14 protein-coding genes are annotated in these 19,386 nt (G+C 47.1%); 13 read left to right on the top strand and 1 reads right to left on the bottom strand.

What is annotated here, in order from left to right; translation table 11 throughout:
• Positions 1 to 175 precede the first annotated feature (175 nt).
• From J4G07_09805 to J4G07_09815, 3 genes are all read left to right on the top strand, one after another.
• A complete protein-coding gene (locus J4G07_09805; protein MCE2414288.1) occupies positions 176 to 4,534 on the top strand; it encodes a hypothetical protein in 4,359 nt (1,452 codons plus the stop codon).
• Positions 4,535 to 4,635: 101 nt separating this feature from the next.
• A complete protein-coding gene (locus J4G07_09810; protein ID MCE2414289.1) occupies positions 4,636 to 6,615 on the top strand; it encodes a hypothetical protein in 1,980 nt (659 codons plus the stop codon).
• Between the two features lie 20 nt (positions 6,616 to 6,635).
• A complete protein-coding gene (locus J4G07_09815) occupies positions 6,636 to 8,525 on the top strand; it encodes a hypothetical protein (protein ID MCE2414290.1) in 1,890 nt (629 codons plus the stop codon).
• Between the two features lie 290 nt (positions 8,526 to 8,815).
• Here the strand turns inward: J4G07_09815 and J4G07_09820 are convergent, their stop codons facing one another.
• Positions 8,816 to 9,763 (bottom strand): MerR family transcriptional regulator, encoded by a 948-nt coding sequence (locus tag J4G07_09820; protein MCE2414291.1) that lies wholly within the window; start codon positions 9,761 to 9,763, stop codon positions 8,816 to 8,818.
• Between the two features lie 417 nt (positions 9,764 to 10,180).
• Between J4G07_09820 and idi the strand changes: the two genes are divergently transcribed.
• The 10 genes from idi to J4G07_09870 form a co-directional block, all read left to right on the top strand.
• A complete protein-coding gene (idi, locus tag J4G07_09825; protein ID MCE2414292.1) occupies positions 10,181 to 10,717 on the top strand; it encodes an isopentenyl-diphosphate Delta-isomerase in 537 nt (178 codons plus the stop codon).
• On the top strand, positions 10,707 to 11,294 hold the full coding sequence (locus J4G07_09830; GenBank protein MCE2414293.1) for a hypothetical protein: 588 nt from the start codon (positions 10,707 to 10,709) through the stop codon (positions 11,292 to 11,294). The genes idi and J4G07_09830 overlap by 11 nt, the downstream gene beginning before the upstream one ends.
• A gap of 252 nt (positions 11,295 to 11,546) precedes the next feature.
• Complete coding sequence (locus J4G07_09835) at positions 11,547 to 12,092, top strand: lycopene cyclase domain-containing protein (GenBank protein MCE2414294.1); 546 nt, start codon at positions 11,547 to 11,549, stop codon at positions 12,090 to 12,092.
• Between the two features lie 183 nt (positions 12,093 to 12,275).
• Entirely contained in the window at positions 12,276 to 13,769 is a 1,494-nt protein-coding gene (gene crtI, locus J4G07_09840) for a phytoene desaturase (GenBank protein MCE2414295.1), read from the top strand.
• A 195-nt stretch (positions 13,770 to 13,964) separates the two neighbouring features.
• The gene (crtI, locus tag J4G07_09845; protein ID MCE2414296.1) at positions 13,965 to 15,458 is read left to right on the top strand and encodes a phytoene desaturase; all 1,494 of its coding nucleotides are present in this window, start codon (positions 13,965 to 13,967) and stop codon (positions 15,456 to 15,458) included.
• Complete coding sequence (locus J4G07_09850) at positions 15,455 to 16,384, top strand: phytoene/squalene synthase family protein (protein MCE2414297.1); 930 nt, start codon at positions 15,455 to 15,457, stop codon at positions 16,382 to 16,384. Before crtI (J4G07_09845) ends, J4G07_09850 begins: the two co-directional genes overlap by 4 nt.
• Complete coding sequence (locus J4G07_09855) at positions 16,381 to 17,040, top strand: lysophospholipid acyltransferase family protein (GenBank protein MCE2414298.1); 660 nt, start codon at positions 16,381 to 16,383, stop codon at positions 17,038 to 17,040. The genes J4G07_09850 and J4G07_09855 overlap by 4 nt, the downstream gene beginning before the upstream one ends.
• Positions 17,041 to 17,079: 39 nt before the next feature.
• Complete coding sequence (locus J4G07_09860) at positions 17,080 to 18,225, top strand: glycosyltransferase (protein MCE2414299.1); 1,146 nt, start codon at positions 17,080 to 17,082, stop codon at positions 18,223 to 18,225.
• Positions 18,226 to 18,978 carry a carotenoid biosynthesis protein gene (locus J4G07_09865; protein MCE2414300.1) on the top strand — a complete coding sequence of 251 codons (753 nt, stop codon included), beginning with the start codon at positions 18,226 to 18,228 and terminating at the stop codon, positions 18,976 to 18,978.
• The coding region (locus J4G07_09870; GenBank protein ID MCE2414301.1) for a fatty acid desaturase at positions 18,975 to 19,386 on the top strand (412 nt) is incomplete at its 3' end. The genes J4G07_09865 and J4G07_09870, both read left to right, overlap by 4 nt.

Consider the following 19,386-nt stretch of genomic DNA (forward strand, 5'->3'; position numbering starts at 1 on the left):
CGCTGGCGAGGTTTTTGGGGAAATCCGCAGAAATGCCTCAGCAAAACACCCCTATCAAAAACACCTCGCCTCTTTAGAGTATCTAATTAATACTAAACTCTACCATAAAAACAACCTGTCGAAAACATCCCCGAAATTGTGAAATTCACGCTTCAGTGAAAGGGAGACGGTGGAAATGATGAAGCAAGCAGATAGAAGTAAGCCTTGGATTACCGGACACAAATGTCAACCGTTGTGCACTACTTCGATAGCATATGCCTCGTTGCTGCTGTCGTTCTTTATGATTGTCGGATGTGGACCCCTGATAACCAGTGATCCGCAATCTGGTCTTCCTTATGATGGTTCCAAAACAGATGCGGTGTCTGCAAAGACATGGCCCGTGGAACGGACACTTGTCAGTAACGAGGTCAATTGCATCGCCACAGATGCAGACAATGTATGGATAGCGACAGCGCGCGGGGTTTCTCGCTGGGACCGTCAGCAGGATCAGTGGCGTCACTATACGATGGAAGATGGGTTGTCGAACGATATGGTGAACGCTGTTGCTGTTGATGGGCAATGGGTCTGGTTCGCCACGGATGAAGGTGTAAGCCGCTACGATATGCAAACAAACACCTTTGCGACCTTCCGAACCATTGATGGTTTAGCGAGTGACCAAGTCTCCTCAATTGCGGTGGATGGGAACTACGTCTGGTTTGGAACATCCGAAGGGTTGAACCGTTACGACAAAACGATTGACAGTTGGGCGGTGCGTACCCGGAAAGACGGCTTAGTCAGCAAAGTAATTACAACAATCGCGGTCGAGCCAGAGTATGTCTGGGTCGGCACCGATAGAGAGATAAACCCGGATCCGCATGGATGGGACGAGGATCCGAGGTTCAGCAGAGGTGGCGTGAGTCGCTACCATCGAGATACCGATTCTTGGAATAACTATACGAAGTCAGATGGCTTAATAGACAGCGAAATCGCTACGATCGCCGTGGACGATGACAGCGTTTGGTTTGGTACCGAAGATGAGGGGGTCAGTCAGTACAACCAAATTGACCAGACATTCATCAAAACATATACGAAAACGGATCTGCTGAAAAGCAATATGATCACATCCATTCGCGCAGATGGATTCCAAGTTTGGTTTGGGACTGCTAATGCGGGTGTCCATCGGTTCATTAAGCCCGTCAATACATGGGTGCATTACACTAAGGCAGATGGACTTTCCAGTGATCATGTGAGTTGGATTACGACCCAAGGCAACGATGTTTGGTTTGGTAGCAAAGAAGATGGTGTGAGTCGATTTGATAAAGTGAGCGGTGAATGGACGATTTACAAGCAATCCGATTTCCTCGCCGATAACGATGTCCGTCATCTAACACGTGATCCTGACGGGAACATTTGGACGGCAACGGTTGCGGGAATTTCGATCTACTCTCCTCAAACGAACAGTTGGGAAATCATCTCCAGGAAAGATGGGCTGCCGACCCGCTACATCACGTCAATACTTATTAGCGATCAGCAGTCAGCCGTCAGTAGTCAGCAAGAAAATTCTACTTCATCAGAAACCGATGGTTCTGGACAGTCGATGGCTTCCGATAGCGATTCTTCCGAAAGCCGAAAGCCAACAGACATTTGGATTGGGAGTGATCGAGGACTTGGTACACGAACGTATCTGGGCGGTGATTGGACATTTCATACCCCACAAAATAGCAATCGGCAGTCAGCCGTCAGCAGTCAGCAAGAACGTATGGGGGCATCAGAAACCTCTTCACCGAGAGCCGAGAGCCGAGAGCCGAGAGCCATTCCTGGCGAAGCTTTTGTAACGTCTGTTGATATGGATACTGCGTCACCGAACCACTACATCTGGCTCGGTACGAGTTCTGGTCCTGCGATGTATGATACGACTTCCCAAGAATGGATGCAACTTGTCCTACCAGACCCACCTAAAAATCCGCTCATATCCTCCGTTCTTGCTCGTGATGAAAGGGTCTGGTTTGGTGGGGCAGAAGGTGTTTGGCAGTATTCAATCCCCGATAAGCAGATGCACCGTGTTGCCGATGGTCTTCCGAATCCATACGTTAATGCGCTGCTTTCCATAGGTGAAAATGAAGAACAAACGCTTTGGGCAGGGACGCGTCAAGGTCTGGCAAGATATGACGAGGCCCGTCAGCGTTGGGTCCCGCTGTCCTTTAATAACCAATTATCGTCGCCCAATGTCACCGCACTCGCTTTTCGAGATGGTATTCTCTGGATCGGCACCCCTCAAGGGCTTGGAAGTTACACGATTGCTTCCAAATCATGGAATTCTCTCTCAAATGTGCCATATAACATTCGCGACATCCTGTGTGAGGCAGATGGAACACTTTGGTTGGCGACAGATACGGGGCTCGTTGAATATGACTCACAAAGTGGGAGAGAGGTGCTACATCAATCCCGTCCGGTGCGGGAACCGTTCTTTGAAACAATGGTTTCAAATATAAAATTTGATGGGGATTACATCTGGTTCAATAGTTGGGGGGATTCGCCGAACGGTGCGCTTGTGCGGTTCCATCGCTCAACAGAAACGTGGCGGCGTTTCACGCGCTTAGATATTCTGCAGTCCACTCAGAAAAGGTCCATGACATTAATACGTTGGACCCATGTGGATACTGATGCTGTCTGGTTCACGACGGACTACGGTGTTCTCCGTTACGATAAAATGACGGATACGTGGCAGCATTTTACAACAGAGGATGGACTCTCTACAAACGATGTGAATAAAATTGCTGTGAGTGAGCAGAGTGTCTGGGTCATTCCGATGATAGGTTTGGAATTAAACCATTATAGTAAAGCGGCTGGGACATGGAAAGTGGTTGAAGAAGAAGATAACCGCGAGATCGAGCGTATAAAGGCACTTGGGGTTGATGGGCCGAATGTCTGGTTTGCATCTGGACGTGGCCTGACTCGTTACAATGAGATTACCCGTGAATGGAAGGATTTTGGTCCCAGAGATGGACTGGCAGGTAGAGGCGGGGAATGGATTACTGTAGATGACGATTTCGTCTGGGTTGCGCGTTCGGAATGGGACAGAGGCAGCAACCGTCCATTATCACGATACGATAAAAAGACAAAAAAGTGGACGACGTTTTCAACGAATGACGTGCTGGCTGCAAGAACTATTAGGCGCATTATCGCAACAGAGAACGATGTTTGGATACTCTACAGACCGTGGGAAGATGTAGGTGTTACCCGATATGACAGACGGAACAAGGAGTGGACCACAATCCGATCGGGACGCGGAACGCTCGAACTGGCCGCCGACGAGGATTATCTCTGGTTAGCCGCACCGAATAATGGGCTTCGACGATTTCATTTCGCCTCTGGCACCTGGGCAGCGTTTAGAGATATCAAAGGGCTGCTCCATAACCATGTGGGTGAGTATGGGCTCGCCGTTGATGAGGATTATGTATGGGTAGGAACCTTGCGAGGGCTTTCCCGTTATGATAAACGGAAGGAATCCTGGACCCCTTTGACAGCACTCCCAACCCTTGTTGGACGCACTATTCGGACAGTGGCTACAGATGAGCGTTTCGTCTGGGTCGGTACTGATAAAGGTATGTCCCGCTATGACAAGGCTTTAGGAACTTGGAAGAATTATCAGCAGGAGGGTGGCTCCGAAAATATAGAGACCCACGATGGTCATTGGCACGAGCATCGACGGAAAAAGAGAGACTGTCTCTCCGATGACGTTGTGAGTTCTATTGTGGTTGATGAGCAGTACGTCTGGGTCGGGACGCGGGATGGTGCGAACCGCTTTGATAAAATCGCACTGCGGTGGGATCAGTACAAAACTGAGCATGGGTTGCCTGCCAATAATGTGACTTCTGTCAGCAGCGATGGCGATAGTATCTGGGTTGGGACGAATTCAGGGATTGGGAAGTACCCCCGCACAGCGGATGACCTCAACGCATGGATTACCTATACATCGGGCACTGAAATTCAACCGTCTGCTGTGTCCAAAGAGTTTGCCGAATCGTTGGTTACGGATCAAATTTGGTGTATCACGGCGAGTAAGAAATACGTCTGGGTCGGGACACGCCGCGGGGTCAGCCAATACGACATCAGTCGGGATATCTGGAAGACGATTACAGTAGAAGATGGACTCGCCAGCGATGAAGTGAGTTGTATCGCTATTGATGGCGACAATGTTTGGTTTGGCAGTGACCGCGGTGTGACGCTCTATAATGAAAAAACAGAAGTTTGGGCCGCCTATACGACGGAAGATGGACTCGCCAGCAACAAAGTTACCACTATCGGTATTGATGGCACAGAGCTATGGATCGGCACATACAATGCCGGTGTTAGTCGGTTTGATCAGTTGACGAATACTTGGACGACTTACACGCGAGAGGACGGTTTGGCGCATAATGGTATTCTCTCGATGGCAGTGGATAGCCCCTATGTCTGGTTTGGTACCTATCGTGGGTTGAGTCGTTTCGATAAGCACACGGGCATCTGGACAACCTTCACAGAGTCGTATGGACCCGAGGATATTTTGAGATAAGGAATGGTTACCAGTTGTCAGTTGCCAGTTACAAGAGGTTCTTGGTTAATCCGACTCGTCTTACTGATGACTGATAACTGATGGCTGATGACTCATAAGATATGGAAATAAACACAGGGAACCGAAAGCCCCGGATCCGTGCCCGTTATCCTTGTAAAAGTCTGTTCTTGCTGTTAAAGGTCTTGCTCTGCTGCGTTCTGGCATTTCGTGCTGAGGCGGAGGATGTTTACAGTCTATTTGGCAAATTGTTCTTATCTGGACGTGTCGAATACGATTTCACGAACAGACGAAATTTCCTCGCGGAGACAGAAGAGGAACGAGTCAGGCAAGACGAGTTCGATTTCGACCGCCTCTTTCGGCGTGGCTTCCACAGCGTCATGGTGATTGAGGAGACCGCAGGCAGTGTGAAAAATATCCTGAGTCTCGGAGAGGTACCGACGACCTTCACGAAATTCACCTTCGATCAGATAGATCTGAGTGGTGTCCGTTGGGAGGTCCGCTCTAACCGGACGGATTGGACAATCCTAATGGTCCCGGGTTTGCTTAACCGACTGAACGGGCAAGAGGGAAGTATGGAAGGCTCCGGGATCGGCTTGCGCGAGGTCACAAAGTTCGGTAAGTCGCAGTTAGGACTTTCTTGGTACTTCCGCAAGGTACCCGTATGGGCGGTGGATCTGGAAACCAATTTCACCAACTACGGTATAAAAGCAGAGATGGCTGTTACGCCGAAGAGCGCGCTACAAAAGAACTTGGGTTCCCGTTTCGATGCGACGACAACAGTCCTCAAAGCCTTCCAAACTGCTGGTGATACGATCTTTCAGGCGGAAGCGTATCGTGTCGGTCCGAGGTTCGATGCCTCTCGCTCCGTCGGTGATAACGATGATCAGGACCGCTACTCTGATAACACACCGCTTGATCCTCCCTCTCTGATTATTCCTGGAGACCTTGATAAAAATAACAACGGTATCTTCGACTACGAGGATGACATTCTGCTTTTCGACGTCGATGAGGATTTTCTGGACGAAAGCGATTTGAATAACAACGGTATCCGAGACGAGGAGGAAAACGATCAGGATCCGAATTACGAGTTCGATGTTGGGCTGCAAGGCATACGGCTTTTCATGAACCGTAAGATAAGTCGTCAGGTGAGTGTCGTTGACTTAGATCTGGGGTTACAAATTGAAGAGAATCTCAAACTCAGAAATACACCCTCCTCAACGAAAGCGTTCGCGAATCTCGTTTACCGGAAAGAACTCGCAAAGGCTTCTTCCCTCGTTTTTGAGAACGAACTCAAGTTGGTAAAAGATCGGATTCCTGACGAGACGTGGTATTTTGCTGGATTCTTAAGCAGAACGGAGGAGCAGCTGTATCGGGCGCAGCCAGAAGTCAGAAAAATGGAGAGAGATGGGGCGGTGCAATTTTTCGGTATTGATGGCGGTACCGAAGTCGAAAAACGGCGTAAGGACCCGCTGCTGATGCAGAACGACCTGATTAATACTGCTAAAATTACCTATGAATACTTGGGAATCGACCGGATGGTCACGACGGCTCGCGCCAAAATACAATACGACTACGATTTTGAGAAAGACAATCAACATTATGAAGTCGGCATCTTCAAAACGCTGTACCGTCTGCGTCCCTCTAAATCACTGGAAATCAGTCCGATGTTTAAGTCCACTATCCGTAACGGCTTCCGAATGGCGGATGACCGGCTTGAATACCTCTCCCTAAACGCGGAAATCGACGGTAGAGATGTCTTCCGCCGGCTCCGATTGCGCCAGATTGATCGGGCGAATGTGCGGGATATGGCTTCGGCACTTATCCTCAAGGTCGTCTACCAGTTCACGAAAACCATCAAACTCACCGGTGGTGGGCAAATTCTCCTCTTCAATGATATGCGCAAGAACGACAACGATTTTGTCCGTCAGGCATTGCTGGCTGAAATGGAAAAGAGTTTTGTCGCTTATGAGAAGCGGATGTTTCTGCATATCGGTGCCCGTTACATAGATCAACGCGCAATCGGGGATGTTAACGATCAGAACTACATGGAAATTTTTGTGCGCGTTTTTGGGAAATTTTAAAAAATTAGGAGGTAAGTTTCATGTCAAGTTCCTTTTTTGCGATTTTACTCGCTCTCAGCTGCGTAGTCTCCGTTGCCACCGCACAGGAGGAAATTATGTCTAACGAAGGTCCCACCGAGATAAACGACAAGGCATTGATCGTGAACATGGTGCGTGCAGCGGGCAGCCGTTCCGAGATTAATGTTAATCCGCTGTTGAGTCGTCAGGAAAAATCGGAATCTATTGAAGCAGATGAAGCGATTAAGAGATGGATTGACGATAACGGAGAATCGATCATCGGTACTCGCGGCGGTCCATTTGAACCTACTGATCAATATGTAACGACCTATAAGGATGGCAGAATCTACGTTCATGTGCTTTCTTGGAATGGCAAAAACAATATTACCCTCCCAGCTATTATTGATCGGGTGGTGAAGAATGCGTGGATTCTGGGAAACCCCCAAGCAGATGGCACTTCGTGGGGAATCGTGCGACAGCATCCGTGGGGACTTATAGTTGTCGTCCCAAGGGAATATCAAAGCGGTGTTGATGACATCGTCGTCCTTGATATTGAGGGAGATCCGGCTACCCTTAAGAAGCCGCGATGGGTTGAGGCGGATCCGTCAACAGTTATCTATCTTTTGGGAGAGAATGCGAAGGTTGATGACGGTCTTGTGCACCTACAAGCACAAGATTGGATTGAAGGTTGGAACGAAGAATCAGGTTCGATTTTATGGAAGGTGAAACTCCCGGTGTCTTCTGATTGCGAACTTGCAGTGACCTATACGGCGGATACCGATGCAATAGGCTCAGCGTTCGAGATTGTTGCAGGACAAAACAGAATCACTGGCACAGTCCACCAAACAAGCGGATGGGCAGGAGACTCGCAGAACTTTGAAAGGAGACCGCTTCCGGGAACATTGCATCTCCCGGAAGGTGAAAGCACAATTACGCTCCGTCTTATCGGAGAGGCACAATCCAAGGCAAACGTGAAAATCCATTCGCTTGAACTGATTTCACCTGCCGCGGCAAAGGTAATGATTGCCGCAAGGGAGAGGGCGCAAAAGATGCGTGCGAGTACCGATTGGTTCGTTGCGGCGAAGTACGGCGTGATGTTCCACTGGTCGGTAACGACACAACCTTTGCGTGGACCGCAAAAACCTTATCCAGAGGCAGTGGACGCGTTTGACCTCGATGCTTTCGCTGATATGGTGCGTGAGACCGGGGCTGGCTATGTCATTTTCACGGCTGTACACGAATCGATCGAGGCGGTTATGCCGGAACGCATCTGCAAACGCGATCTGATTGGAGAAATGGCTGACAAGTTGCAAGAACGTGGCATTCCACTCATCATCTATTTCCATCACGGCGTTGGAGATCCCGAGTGGGAGGAAGCCGCTGGATTTCTAAATCCGGACAGGTCGAGATTCTTCAAAATCGAATGCGACATTCTTACCGAGATCGGACACCGATACGGCAAAAAGATTGCAGGATACTGGTTCGATGATCGGTATCCGATTCAACCGTTTGAGGAACTGTATAAGGCGACCAAAGTTGGGAATCCAGACCGAATTGTTTCTTGGAACAGCTGGATCCTTCCGAAAACGACTGAGTTCCAGGAATACTATGGGGGTGAGTTTGGCGGTGCTTTCGTGAATCCGCCAGCAGGTTTCTTTGCCGAAGGTGGTGCTGCAAGCGGGTTACAACCGCACGGTATGATTTTTCTTGACGATCCATGGCAACACGGATATCCGGACACCGATATTGATCCACCTCTGTTCACCAATCAGCAGCTTATTGATTACATGCAGACGTGTATTGCCCAGAAGCTCGTAATTACAATGAATGTGGGAATCACTCAGGATGGAAAGATCTCGCCCGCGACACTCGAACAGCTGAGAGCCTTGCGACAAGCAATCCGAGGGGAATAATCAGTTAAAGGGGGAATGGATGAAGCGTGAACAGCACCTAAATTTAGTAGGTCTTATCTTTACTTCCATTCAAGGGTTGTCGCTGCGTGCACCGATGGTACTATCCGCCTCGTTGATCCAGATTCAGTGGAAGTTACGGGTGAGATTCACGCGCTAAACGGTTGGACTTACTCGCTTGCTGTTCACCCAATGGATGGCAGTATTGTTGTTGGTGGGCAAAACGCACAGGTCCGGCGAATTATACCGCAGTAACCGAAATGGGTCTAAAAAATCGGCGGATCGAACTTTCTCTATAATTCTGTTTGAGCACGCAGGGCTTTCAACTCCATACGAAAAGTCTGCATATCGTTGACTCTCACGGCTCCAATAGCACTAATGACACGGTCATAAGCGACTGCTCCAGCACCTCCAACAAACAAAGAAACATGCTCTTGGAGTCCGCGCCGAATTTTTGCCAATTCACTTGCTATATGCGGATCATCTGTAGGATAAATGATACTCAATCCAACAGCCTTTGCGGCATTTTGTACGACACACCCCACAATTTCTTCCGCTGGCAGATTGGGTCCGAGGTAAGTGACGTGCCATCCTTCTGAAGCCGCAGTTGTTCCCGCAATTAATGCCCCGATTTCGTGAAGCTGACCCCGAGGTGTCGCAATCACTAAGTTTGGCATTGGAGCAGATATATCAAACCCTTGGTGGATATTGCCTAACAGTGTCCGAACAACCGCCGAGACAAGATGTTCGTGTGCAATCCGCAGAGTTCCTTCTCTCCACTGTTCACCAATTTCCTGCATTAACGGTACAACCAACTTTTCGAGGAAAACAGGTTGGCTAAAAGCGACTGATGCAGCGAAAAGGGTCGACTCGAGTGTTCGCGCCTCAAACTGCTTAACCGCTGTGATGCACGAAGCGATGTAAAAACGAAGGGATGTTTCTTGCGAGACATCCTCTTTCGCTATTGCAGGGGACTGCACAACCATTCCCTCCGTTCCAACGAGTTCCAGAAGTTTCTCAATCGGTAGGTTGGCTATGTGTCCAATGCTATGCCCTCCCTCAGTCGCCAGACGCAGCAACGTGAGTCGCGATATATCCGCATCGGAATAGAGACGACGATTCGTTTCGGTTCTCAGTGGTGTGACCACATCGTATCGCTTTTCCCATGCACGAATGGTAAATTGTGTTAACCCCGTCTGGATGGCAACGGTTTTGATACCATATTTGTGTTCATCCGTCATGAATCTTTCCCTTTTCACTCAATAATTGTAAACTAAATCGTAAATGCTCACGTTTTTACATCCAAACCTACAATTTAATATAACATTCTGTATATTATTTGTCAAGAATTTCATCAAAAAATTATATCTGTCAGAATATCAGAATTAAACACTGGAAACCTCGAATTCCTTATGAATCCTCTATTATTATCGAATACTAATTGGGCAATTCTGACGCTACCGAACGACATATTTCTATACAAAATATAGTCACAGGAAAATTGTATAAATTATTTATTGACAAAATATAGACAATATGTAATAATACTGTATATAGTGATTCATGCTCCAATTTAATCTGGAAAATCATACCAATCGCGATTAGAGAACAGATTGGTTTATGAAGCACAACCGATGAAAGGAAACAAGACATAAATGATGCAAGAACATGTAACACTCGTCGACCCGATGGGAAGAGAAATCGGCACTCAGGAAAAAATACAAGCACATCGTGATGGTAAATTACACAGTGCTTTTTCGGTTTTTGTCTTTAACGCCGTAGGCGAATTGCTGCTTCAGAGACGCGCACATACAAAGTATCACTCCGGTGGATTGTGGACGAACACCTGCTGTAGTCACCCACGCCCAGGTGAAAATCATCAGCACGCGGCGCGGCGTCGACTCCATGAGGAAATGGGTTTCGATTGTGAACTCAAGGAGATTTTCAGCTTTATTTACCACATCCAACTCGACAATAGCTTGTTTGAGCACGAACTTGACCGTGTCTTTGTTGGGCATTATAGCGGTCAACCGATTCCGAATCCGGACGAAGTTGATGATTGGAAGTGGATGAAAATCAGCGCGTTGAAGCAGGATGTTCGGGAGAACCCCAAAAATTACACATACTGGTTCAAACTGGCGTTAGATCGCGTTGTTGAACACTCCCAAAAAATCAGTTATTGCGATGAAACTTAGCCACTGTGTTCATATAGGTTTGATATTAGCATTGATTTTCTCGTTGCGAATTGACGGTGCTCCGTCCAAGAAACCGGTAGACGAAATGCTGGAAGTCGCACGAAAGCAATTCTATGCCGCAATTGAAGACGAGAAACGGATTGAACCGACGATTGCATTGTTTAAACAAATTGGACAAGCAGAATCGAATTACACTGGGCGCACAGAGGTCTATATTGGTTCGCTTATTGCGCTCAGAGGGAAACATGCGTTTCTTCCCCACGCCAAGCTTAAGTGGGCGCGGCGCGGTTTAGCAATCATGGATAAAGGCTTGCAGAAAAGCCCAAACGATATTGAAGCATTGTTCATTCATGGGACAACCTGTTACTATCTTCCATTCTTTTTCAGACGCGGTGATGACGCTCAGCGAGATTTCAAGGTAATCATCAAATTGATGCCACAGCAGATGGATACCTATGACCCAGAGTTAATCGCAAATGTCGTTGCGTTCCTACTTGAACGTGCGAAACTGACGAATGATGAGAAAACATACCTCCAAGATATTGGTCGTCAGTTATCGGTCATCGGTTATCAGTAAGAGGGAGTGTCGATTATCGATGATGTGACTTGGTTGGAAAGATGGAAGGGAGGAAGAATCGAAGGATAGATGTCCCCTAATCTTCCAACTTTTAACTCTTAAAAAATGAAATTCGAGTATCTTCTGTTTAATCTCATTGTCGCTGTTGGACCAGTAGTATCGCAATTCAATCGCCAGATTAAGCATTTATCACAGTGGCGACTGAAATTGATCACAAATGGAATCGTCATGATTCCATATATCGTATGGGATGTGCTGGTCACAGGATCGCATTGGCATTTCAATAAAGCGTATACGCTTGACTTCCGGTTGTTAGGGCTGCCGATTGGAGAGTGGCTCTTTTTCATTACAGTTCCGTTTGGATGCTTGTTAGTATGGGAAACATTGTCGGATGCAAAACTATCAACGCCATTGAGATCCCTTCGGTATATCAGAACAGTTTTATACGCTGCCCTACCGATCGGCGTATGGGCTTTCAGCACAGGCAAGCAATACACTGGACTGGTGCTGTGCTGTTTTGGAATCGTTGGAGTAGTGGATACATGGTTAGGAACTGGCGTGCTACTGCAATCGAAAACCTATATCTACTTAGCAATTGTTTCAGTTTTGATTTTGATATTCAACAGTTATCTCACAGCGCGACCTGTGGTTTTATATGGTGAGGCGTATCAGATGGGTTACCGAATTTTGACGATTCCCGTTGAAGATTTCGGATATGGATTCACGTTGATGCTTTTTAACGCGATGCTCTACGAAAAAATTTTTAATTTTACCTTGCGGAGAAACAACGGGCGTTAGGACTGTTGCGTGCGTTTCTCAAATCTGAAGAAACACCCCAGCAAAAACCCTGCGCCGATGTTGCAGGCTGCTATCTTGGGTAAATTAAAGCGCGTAGCCCGTAATGTAACGGAGGACGGTTTTACGTCGAGGCGCGTTATTTACTTAACCGCCCTGAACGAACCGATAGGAATAATTAAAAATATGGAAAATAAAACAGTAGCAGTCATTGGAGGCGGGCTTGGTGCACTCAGCGGTGCGATCCGCCTCGCACGACTCGGATTCTCCGTCCAGTTATTCGAGAAGAACCTGAAGCTCGGTGGTAAGGTCAACGAAGTGGTTTTGGGTGACTATCGATTCGACACGGGTGCCTCACTGTTGACAATGCCATCGGTCATTGACGAACTCTTCGATTTCGCTGGATTCAATAGGTCAAATTATCTCAACTTCGTGCCCATTGACCCAATATGCCGATACTTCTTCCCAGACGGTTCAGTGATGGATGCGAGTGCGGATGAGACGAAAATGAAAACCGCCATCGCGCAGTTATCACCAAGAGATGTGAAGGCATACGAACGTTTTTTGAAATACGCAGAACGTATTCACGACCTAACAGCCGAAATTTTCATGTTTACTCCGATCCATGAATTTGGGAAACTCATGCGTCATCGTCATTTTCGGACACTGTTCAGGCTTCATCAAATTGATCCATTTCGGACAGTTCACCAGAGCGTATCCCGTTTTTTCTCTGATCCGCGCCTCGTCCAACTTTTCGACCGTTATGCGACCTACAACGGCTCAGACCCGTTCCAAGCGCCCGCGACCCTTAACATAATTCCGTACATTGAATACGGATTGGGTGGGTATTACATCAAAGGCGGCATATACCGCTTAGTTGACACATTGAAGACGGTAGCGTGTGAATTAGGTGTTCAGATTCATACATCAGCGAAAGTCGAGACAATCTGCCACGATGGTAAACGAGTGAGTGGAGTGCAAGTTAAGGGTGAGAGAATTAACGCCGATTATGTGTTATGCGGCGCGGACGCTGTTGTTGCATACCACGAATTGATTGATGGACTTCAGCATCAGCGCGAAAAACTGAACCAGTTGGAGCCATCATTGTCTGGAATGGTATTCTTGTGGGGTGTTAGAGGAAAGTATCCAGAGTTAGCACATCACAACATTATCTTTTCCAGCGACTATAGCATCGAGTTCAAACAGATTTTCAGAGATCGGCAAGTCCCAGATGAACCGACGATTTACATTGCGATAACCAGCAAATCGGATGCGGCACATGCACCAGCAGATGGCGAAAATTGGTTTGTGTTGCTGAACATGCCGTATTTGGTCCCTGGACAGATGTGGGAGAAGGAAAAAATGCGGATGCGGAAGGTTGTTCTGGATAGATTAAAGCAACTCGGTTTCGACATCAAAGATCAGATTGAGGTGGAACAGATTTACACCCCAGAGGATTTCTCTCAGCTTTACGCCAGCAACCAAGGAAGTATCTACGGTGTATCCTCAAATAGCAAAACCACTGCGTTCAGACGTCTACCGAATCGAAGCCGTCTTCTTGATGGACTTTACTTCGCAGGCGGTTCAGTGCATCCGGGGGGCGGAATTCCGTTGGTAATATCGTCTGGAAAAATGGCGGCGACGTTAATGGCTGAAGATCATGCATCGAAGGACTTTTAATTATGGACTCCTGGGCTGCGCTCCGCTACGCTTACGTGCAGGTTTCTGGGAAAGAATAAAATGTCTTGTAGCATAAACTTTCATTTTGTGTGAGGTTAGCGAAGCCGTAGCCTGCAACAACGGCGCAGGCGGATCTACGGAAATGAACGTTATTGATCCAACCTACCTCAACGAACCGCAAGGTATAATTAAAATATGAAGCGCAAAATTGTCATCATCGGCTCAGGATTCGGAGGTCTCGCAGCAGCAATTCGGCTGCAAGCCAAAGGCATGCGAGTCACACTTCTGGAAAAGAATGCGAAAGTTGGGGGTCATGCTTATCAATTGGTTAAGGAAGGCTACACCTTCGACATGGGACCCTCTATTATCACCGCGCCTGACTTGATTCAACGTGTATTTGCGTGTAGTGGCACACGGATGGAAGATTACCTTGATTTGGTGAAACTTGACCCATTTTACCGTATCTATTTCCATGACGGTACATCTCTCGATTACACAGATGACAGCGAACAGATGAAACGGCAGATGGCACAGTTCAGCACAATGGATGCTGATAACTACGACCGTTTCATGGCGCATACCCGTCAACTTTACGATGCTGTGATTACAGATGGGTTAGGCGCGACCGCATTTGATTTGCCGACGATGCTCAATTTTCTGCCACGCGCTTTACGGCTTCGGGCACTGATGCCTGCCTACGACTTTGTTAAGAGGTATTTTGAAGATTCGCGTCACCGTTTTATCTTCTCGTTCCATCCGTTGTTCATCGGCGGTAATCCGTTCCGGGCACCTGCCGTTTACTTGATGATCCCGTACCTTGAAAAGACTGGAGGTGTCTGGTTCTGCGGGGGCGGTATGTATAGTCTGATTCGTGCCTTAGAAGATGTGTTCAAACAACTCGGTGGTATCGTCGAAACCGATGCAGAGGTTGAACAGATCGTTGTTGAAAATCGGTGCGCAAAGGGAGTTATTGCCAACGAACATTTTTACGAAGCAGATGGTGTTATTTCAAATGCCGATCTGGTACATACCTACGGAAAACTCATTAAGTCCAAACAACGTAGGAAATGGTCCGACAAGAAACTCAGAAAGACCCAATACTCAATGAGTGCCTTCCTGCTCTATCTCGGTGTCCGTAAAAAATATCCACAACTGAAGCACCATACACTCATTCTGTCCGAAAGATACAAAGGATTGGTAACCGACATTTTTGACAATAAGATTCTTCCGAACGATTTTTCAATGTATCTCCATATCCCGTCGCAAACCGATCCATCAATGGCACCGGAAGGCTGTGAGAGCATGTACGTCCTGATTCCTGTGCCGAATTTGGAGAGCGGTGTCAACTGGGAGAAGGCGAAGGCGGCATATACGGACAAAGTGCTGACGTTCTTGGAAAATGACTTTGGACTGACAGACCTAAAGCGTTCCATTGAAGTGCTTGAAACGTTTACGCCTTCAGATTTCAGACGGGAACGGAACAACCATCTCGGCAGCGCGTGGGGTGTTGAACCAAAGCTGACACAGACAGCATATTTTCGACCGCATAACCGAAGTGAAGATATACAAAAACTCTACTTTGTCGGTGCGAGTACGCATCCCGGAGCAGGTGTCCCGGGTGTCCTGCTGACAGCAGAAACGACGGTAAAACTTGTCGTCAAGGATTTGATTGAGGAGGATTCATCATGAAGAAATTGTGGAAAGCAGAAGAGAATCGGGTTGCCTTTGCGTATGCTCGCAGCATAACCGCCTACTATTCAAAGAGTTTTTACTTCTCAGCAAAGATGCTGCCGAAAGAACAACGTTGGGCGACTTACGCACTCTACGGTTTCTGTCGACACTGCGACAATCTGATTGATACGCCGCGTCAACGGACTGAAACAGAAATCGTTAGAGAGATACAACTCTTGACAGAAGAATTACAGGTTGCTTACAATACAGGTGAGTCTCAACATCCAATTATTCGTGCCTTCATTCTTGTTGCCAAGGCGTATAGTATCCCTATTGAATATCCACTCGATTTGCTTAAAGGGGTTGCCATGGATATCCAGAAGACGCGGTATAAAACATTCGATGAACTCTCTCTTTTCTGTTATCGGGTCGCGGCTGTCGTTGGACTGATGATGACCTATGTCCTCGGCTATAAGGACGAACGTGCCTTTGGTTATGCCAAGCAACTCGGCATTGCCATGCAACTCACCAATATTCTGCGGGACATCAAGGAAGATAAGGACATGGGACGCATCTATCTACCACAGAAGGATTTGGTGAGATTCGGCGTATCGAAGCAAGACATCTTAGAAGAAAAAATGACACCTCAATTGAAAGAACTGATGAAATTTCAAATTGAACGCGCAGATCGCTATTACACTGAAGCTATGCCCGGTATCTCTTTACTCGAAACGGAATCACAGTATGCGATCTATTCGGCTGCTAAAATTTACCGCGGGATCTTAAGAAAGATTGAAGATCATAACTACGACCCATTCTTAAGTCGAGTCTTTGTGCCGTCGAGCCAGAAAATCGGGATTCTGTTACACGAGGGGCTGCGAGGGAAATTTCTATCGGCACAGGAGAAGTTATTTCCAGCCCATTCAGGAATAATCAACAAATGATTCGGGCACAGCACCGTCTTTGGGCGGACATCATCTTTCAACCATATCTGACGTGGTTGTTAAATCGGAACTTCCACGAGATTCAGGTGTTAGGGACAACACCGAAAATACCTGACGATTTACCAGTGCTGCTCCTACCAAACCACAGCACATGGTGGGACGGGTTCTTCGTTTATCTGCTCAACAAAAAGATCTTTCGTCGGACTACCTATCTGATGATGTTAGAAAAGCAGCTATCGAAATACAAATTCTTCGCGAAAATAGGTGCATATTCAATTGAACCTGAGAATCGACATAATATTATTAAATCCCTTGAATACACCGTGGAATTACTGGATCGAGAGATGCCGCTCGTTTCCATTTTTCCGCAAGGGCAACTCGTCCCATGGCATACGCGACCTCTTGGATACAAACGCGGTGTTGAATGGATTTTACGGAAATACGGAAAACCTATCGCTGTGCTTCCGTTGGCAATTCGCACAGAGTTTCTCGGAGAAAAGCGTCCAAGTGTATTCTTCCTGTTCGGTGCTGTCAATTTATTTGATGCAGGGACATTTCAAGGGATGGATTGGCTCGAACAGACTGAAACCGAACTATTAGATGATCTCGCTTTCCGGATTCTTCATGAAGAAAAGGGACAAAATCTGCTGGATTGAAAGGTTGGTATTGCTTTGTTTATCCTGATGCTTATTTCGATGGTTCTATTGACAGTTATTCTAACAGTCACACTGTTTAATGCTGCGACTGCACCGATGCTGAAAAAAACGTTGGGTCTCCAGAGCTATCCACGCGTTTCAGTGTTGATCCCGGCGCGCAATGAAGAAGTCAACATCGGTGATTGTATTGAAGGATTCCTGTCTCAAAACTATGGTAACTTGGGGGTTTACGTTCTTAATGACCAATCGACGGATCGCACAGGCGCGATTATTGAAAAATTTGGTGAACAGTATCCTGAAATTCAGACGATTCACGGTAAACCGTTGCCAGCAGGATGGAATGGAAAAAACTGGGCATGTCATCAATTGAGTCAACATGCGGATGGAGAGATACTCATTTTCACCGATGCGGATAACCGTCCGGCACCAAACGCGATTGCGAATACTGTTGCCTACATGCAGAAGTTGGAGCTTGGATTCTTCTCGGCGTTTCCAGAAAAAGTAACAGGGACCTTAGCAGAAAAACTCGTCGTGCCAGTGGTAGACATGTTCGTTTACGCCGGGCTTCCGTTATGGCTTACCTACTATAGTCGTTTTCCGTCGCTCGCCGCTGCGAGCGGTCTCTGGATCGCATTCACCCGAGAGGCGTATCAACAGGTTGGTGGGCATCAAGCGGTATCAAATCAGATTGTTGAAGATGTCGAACTCAGCCGATTAGCGAAAAAAAGAGGAGTCAAAATCCTGACATCGGCGGGAACGCGCGTTGTCTCTTGCAGGATGTATCATTCGTTCAAGGAGGTCTGGGACGGATTTTCCAAAAACCTTTTTGGACTGGTCGGCTACAAAATGATACCGTTTTTTATTCTAATTCTCGGTCTGTTTACAATGTGTGTGCTACCCTACATCGCTGTCTGGTTTGCACCACTTAGAGGACTGGCAATCGTTGCTATCACTATGAATGTCGTTATGCGGATGGTGCTGTCACTCAAATACAGACATCCGTTCCTCACAAGCATAATTTTACATCCGTTTGGGATTCTATTAACCCTGTTGATTGGTATCAATTCATTCTGTCAAGTTAGAAGCGGTCGTCTGCAGTGGAAGGGACGACAAATTGACTTGAGAATCGCGGTCAGCAGTCAGCAATCGGCGGATGTGAAAAAATTAAACAGGAAACTCAGTTAGATGACGAAAACGAAGCCTGCAACAACGGCGCAGGCGACTCTTGAGAAAAGAACTTCAAATAAGAAGCTCACTGGACGACTCCGCAAGGTAAAATTAAAATATAAAATAGGGGCACTTTATCTACTGTTAGGCGCAGGTGGATTGTGGCATGTGCTCGGTGTATTCCAAGGAGTCATGCGCGTCCTCGCTTCACCCATCATGTTCGGTTTAGGCGTATGGCTGTTTTGGGAATGCTGGGGGGTATACCCACGGAATGAACGACCAAAATTTGCCATCGTCAGTATAGGCATCGTTGTTGTGAGTTTTGGGATTGAATGGCTTGGTGTTCGGACGGGACAGATTTTCGGTTCATACCTGTATGGAGAAACCTTACAGCCATCGATTGGTGGTGTCCCCATCAGCATTGGATCTGCGTGGTTTGTGATGCTCGTTGCTTCGACCGCTGTTGCTCAGAAAATTGTCCCGAAATCCTTAGCAGAAGGGTTCCATTTCAAAGTAGCGTTTCTGGTGGCTTTGCTAATGGTCTGCTTCGATCTACTTATGGAACCGGCGGCAGTGAAATTGGATTATTGGAGATGGTTGAACGACCATATCCCCTTACGGAACTATCTGATGTGGTTTGGATTAAGTTTCATTTTCGCGATAATCGGTTTTCAAGTTGGTGTGCTTCGTCAACAATTGCCTCGAATCGCTTTTCACTGCTATTTTGCGCAACTCCTATATTTTGGATTGGTTAATCTAAGTGGCTTATGAAATCGACAAATAAGGGCTTATTCATTGCGTTAGGAATTATTGGTTTATGGGGATTGAGCCTCTCAATTCTCCTTACACTTGATGTTCGTCGCGCTCACCTTGTGGTGCTGCCTTTGGGCATGCTTTGTCAGACATTTCTGTACACGGGTCTGTTCATCACATCGCACGACGCGATGCACGGTTCAATTTGTCCTACGCACCCGCGTATCAACAATGTAATGGGAGCACTCGCTGTCAGGCTATATGCCTTGTTTTCATATCGTAAATTACAGAAGAAACACTGGGAGCATCACCGAACACCCGCCAGCGATAAGGATCCAGATTTTCACGATGGACACCATACCAGCTTCTTGGCGTGGTATTTCCATTTCATGAAAGAATATCTCAGTTGGTGGCAGATTGTTGGTA

The sequence above is a fragment of the Candidatus Poribacteria bacterium genome (assembly GCA_021295715.1).
Classification (GTDB): domain Bacteria; phylum Poribacteria; class WGA-4E; order WGA-4E; family WGA-3G; genus WGA-3G.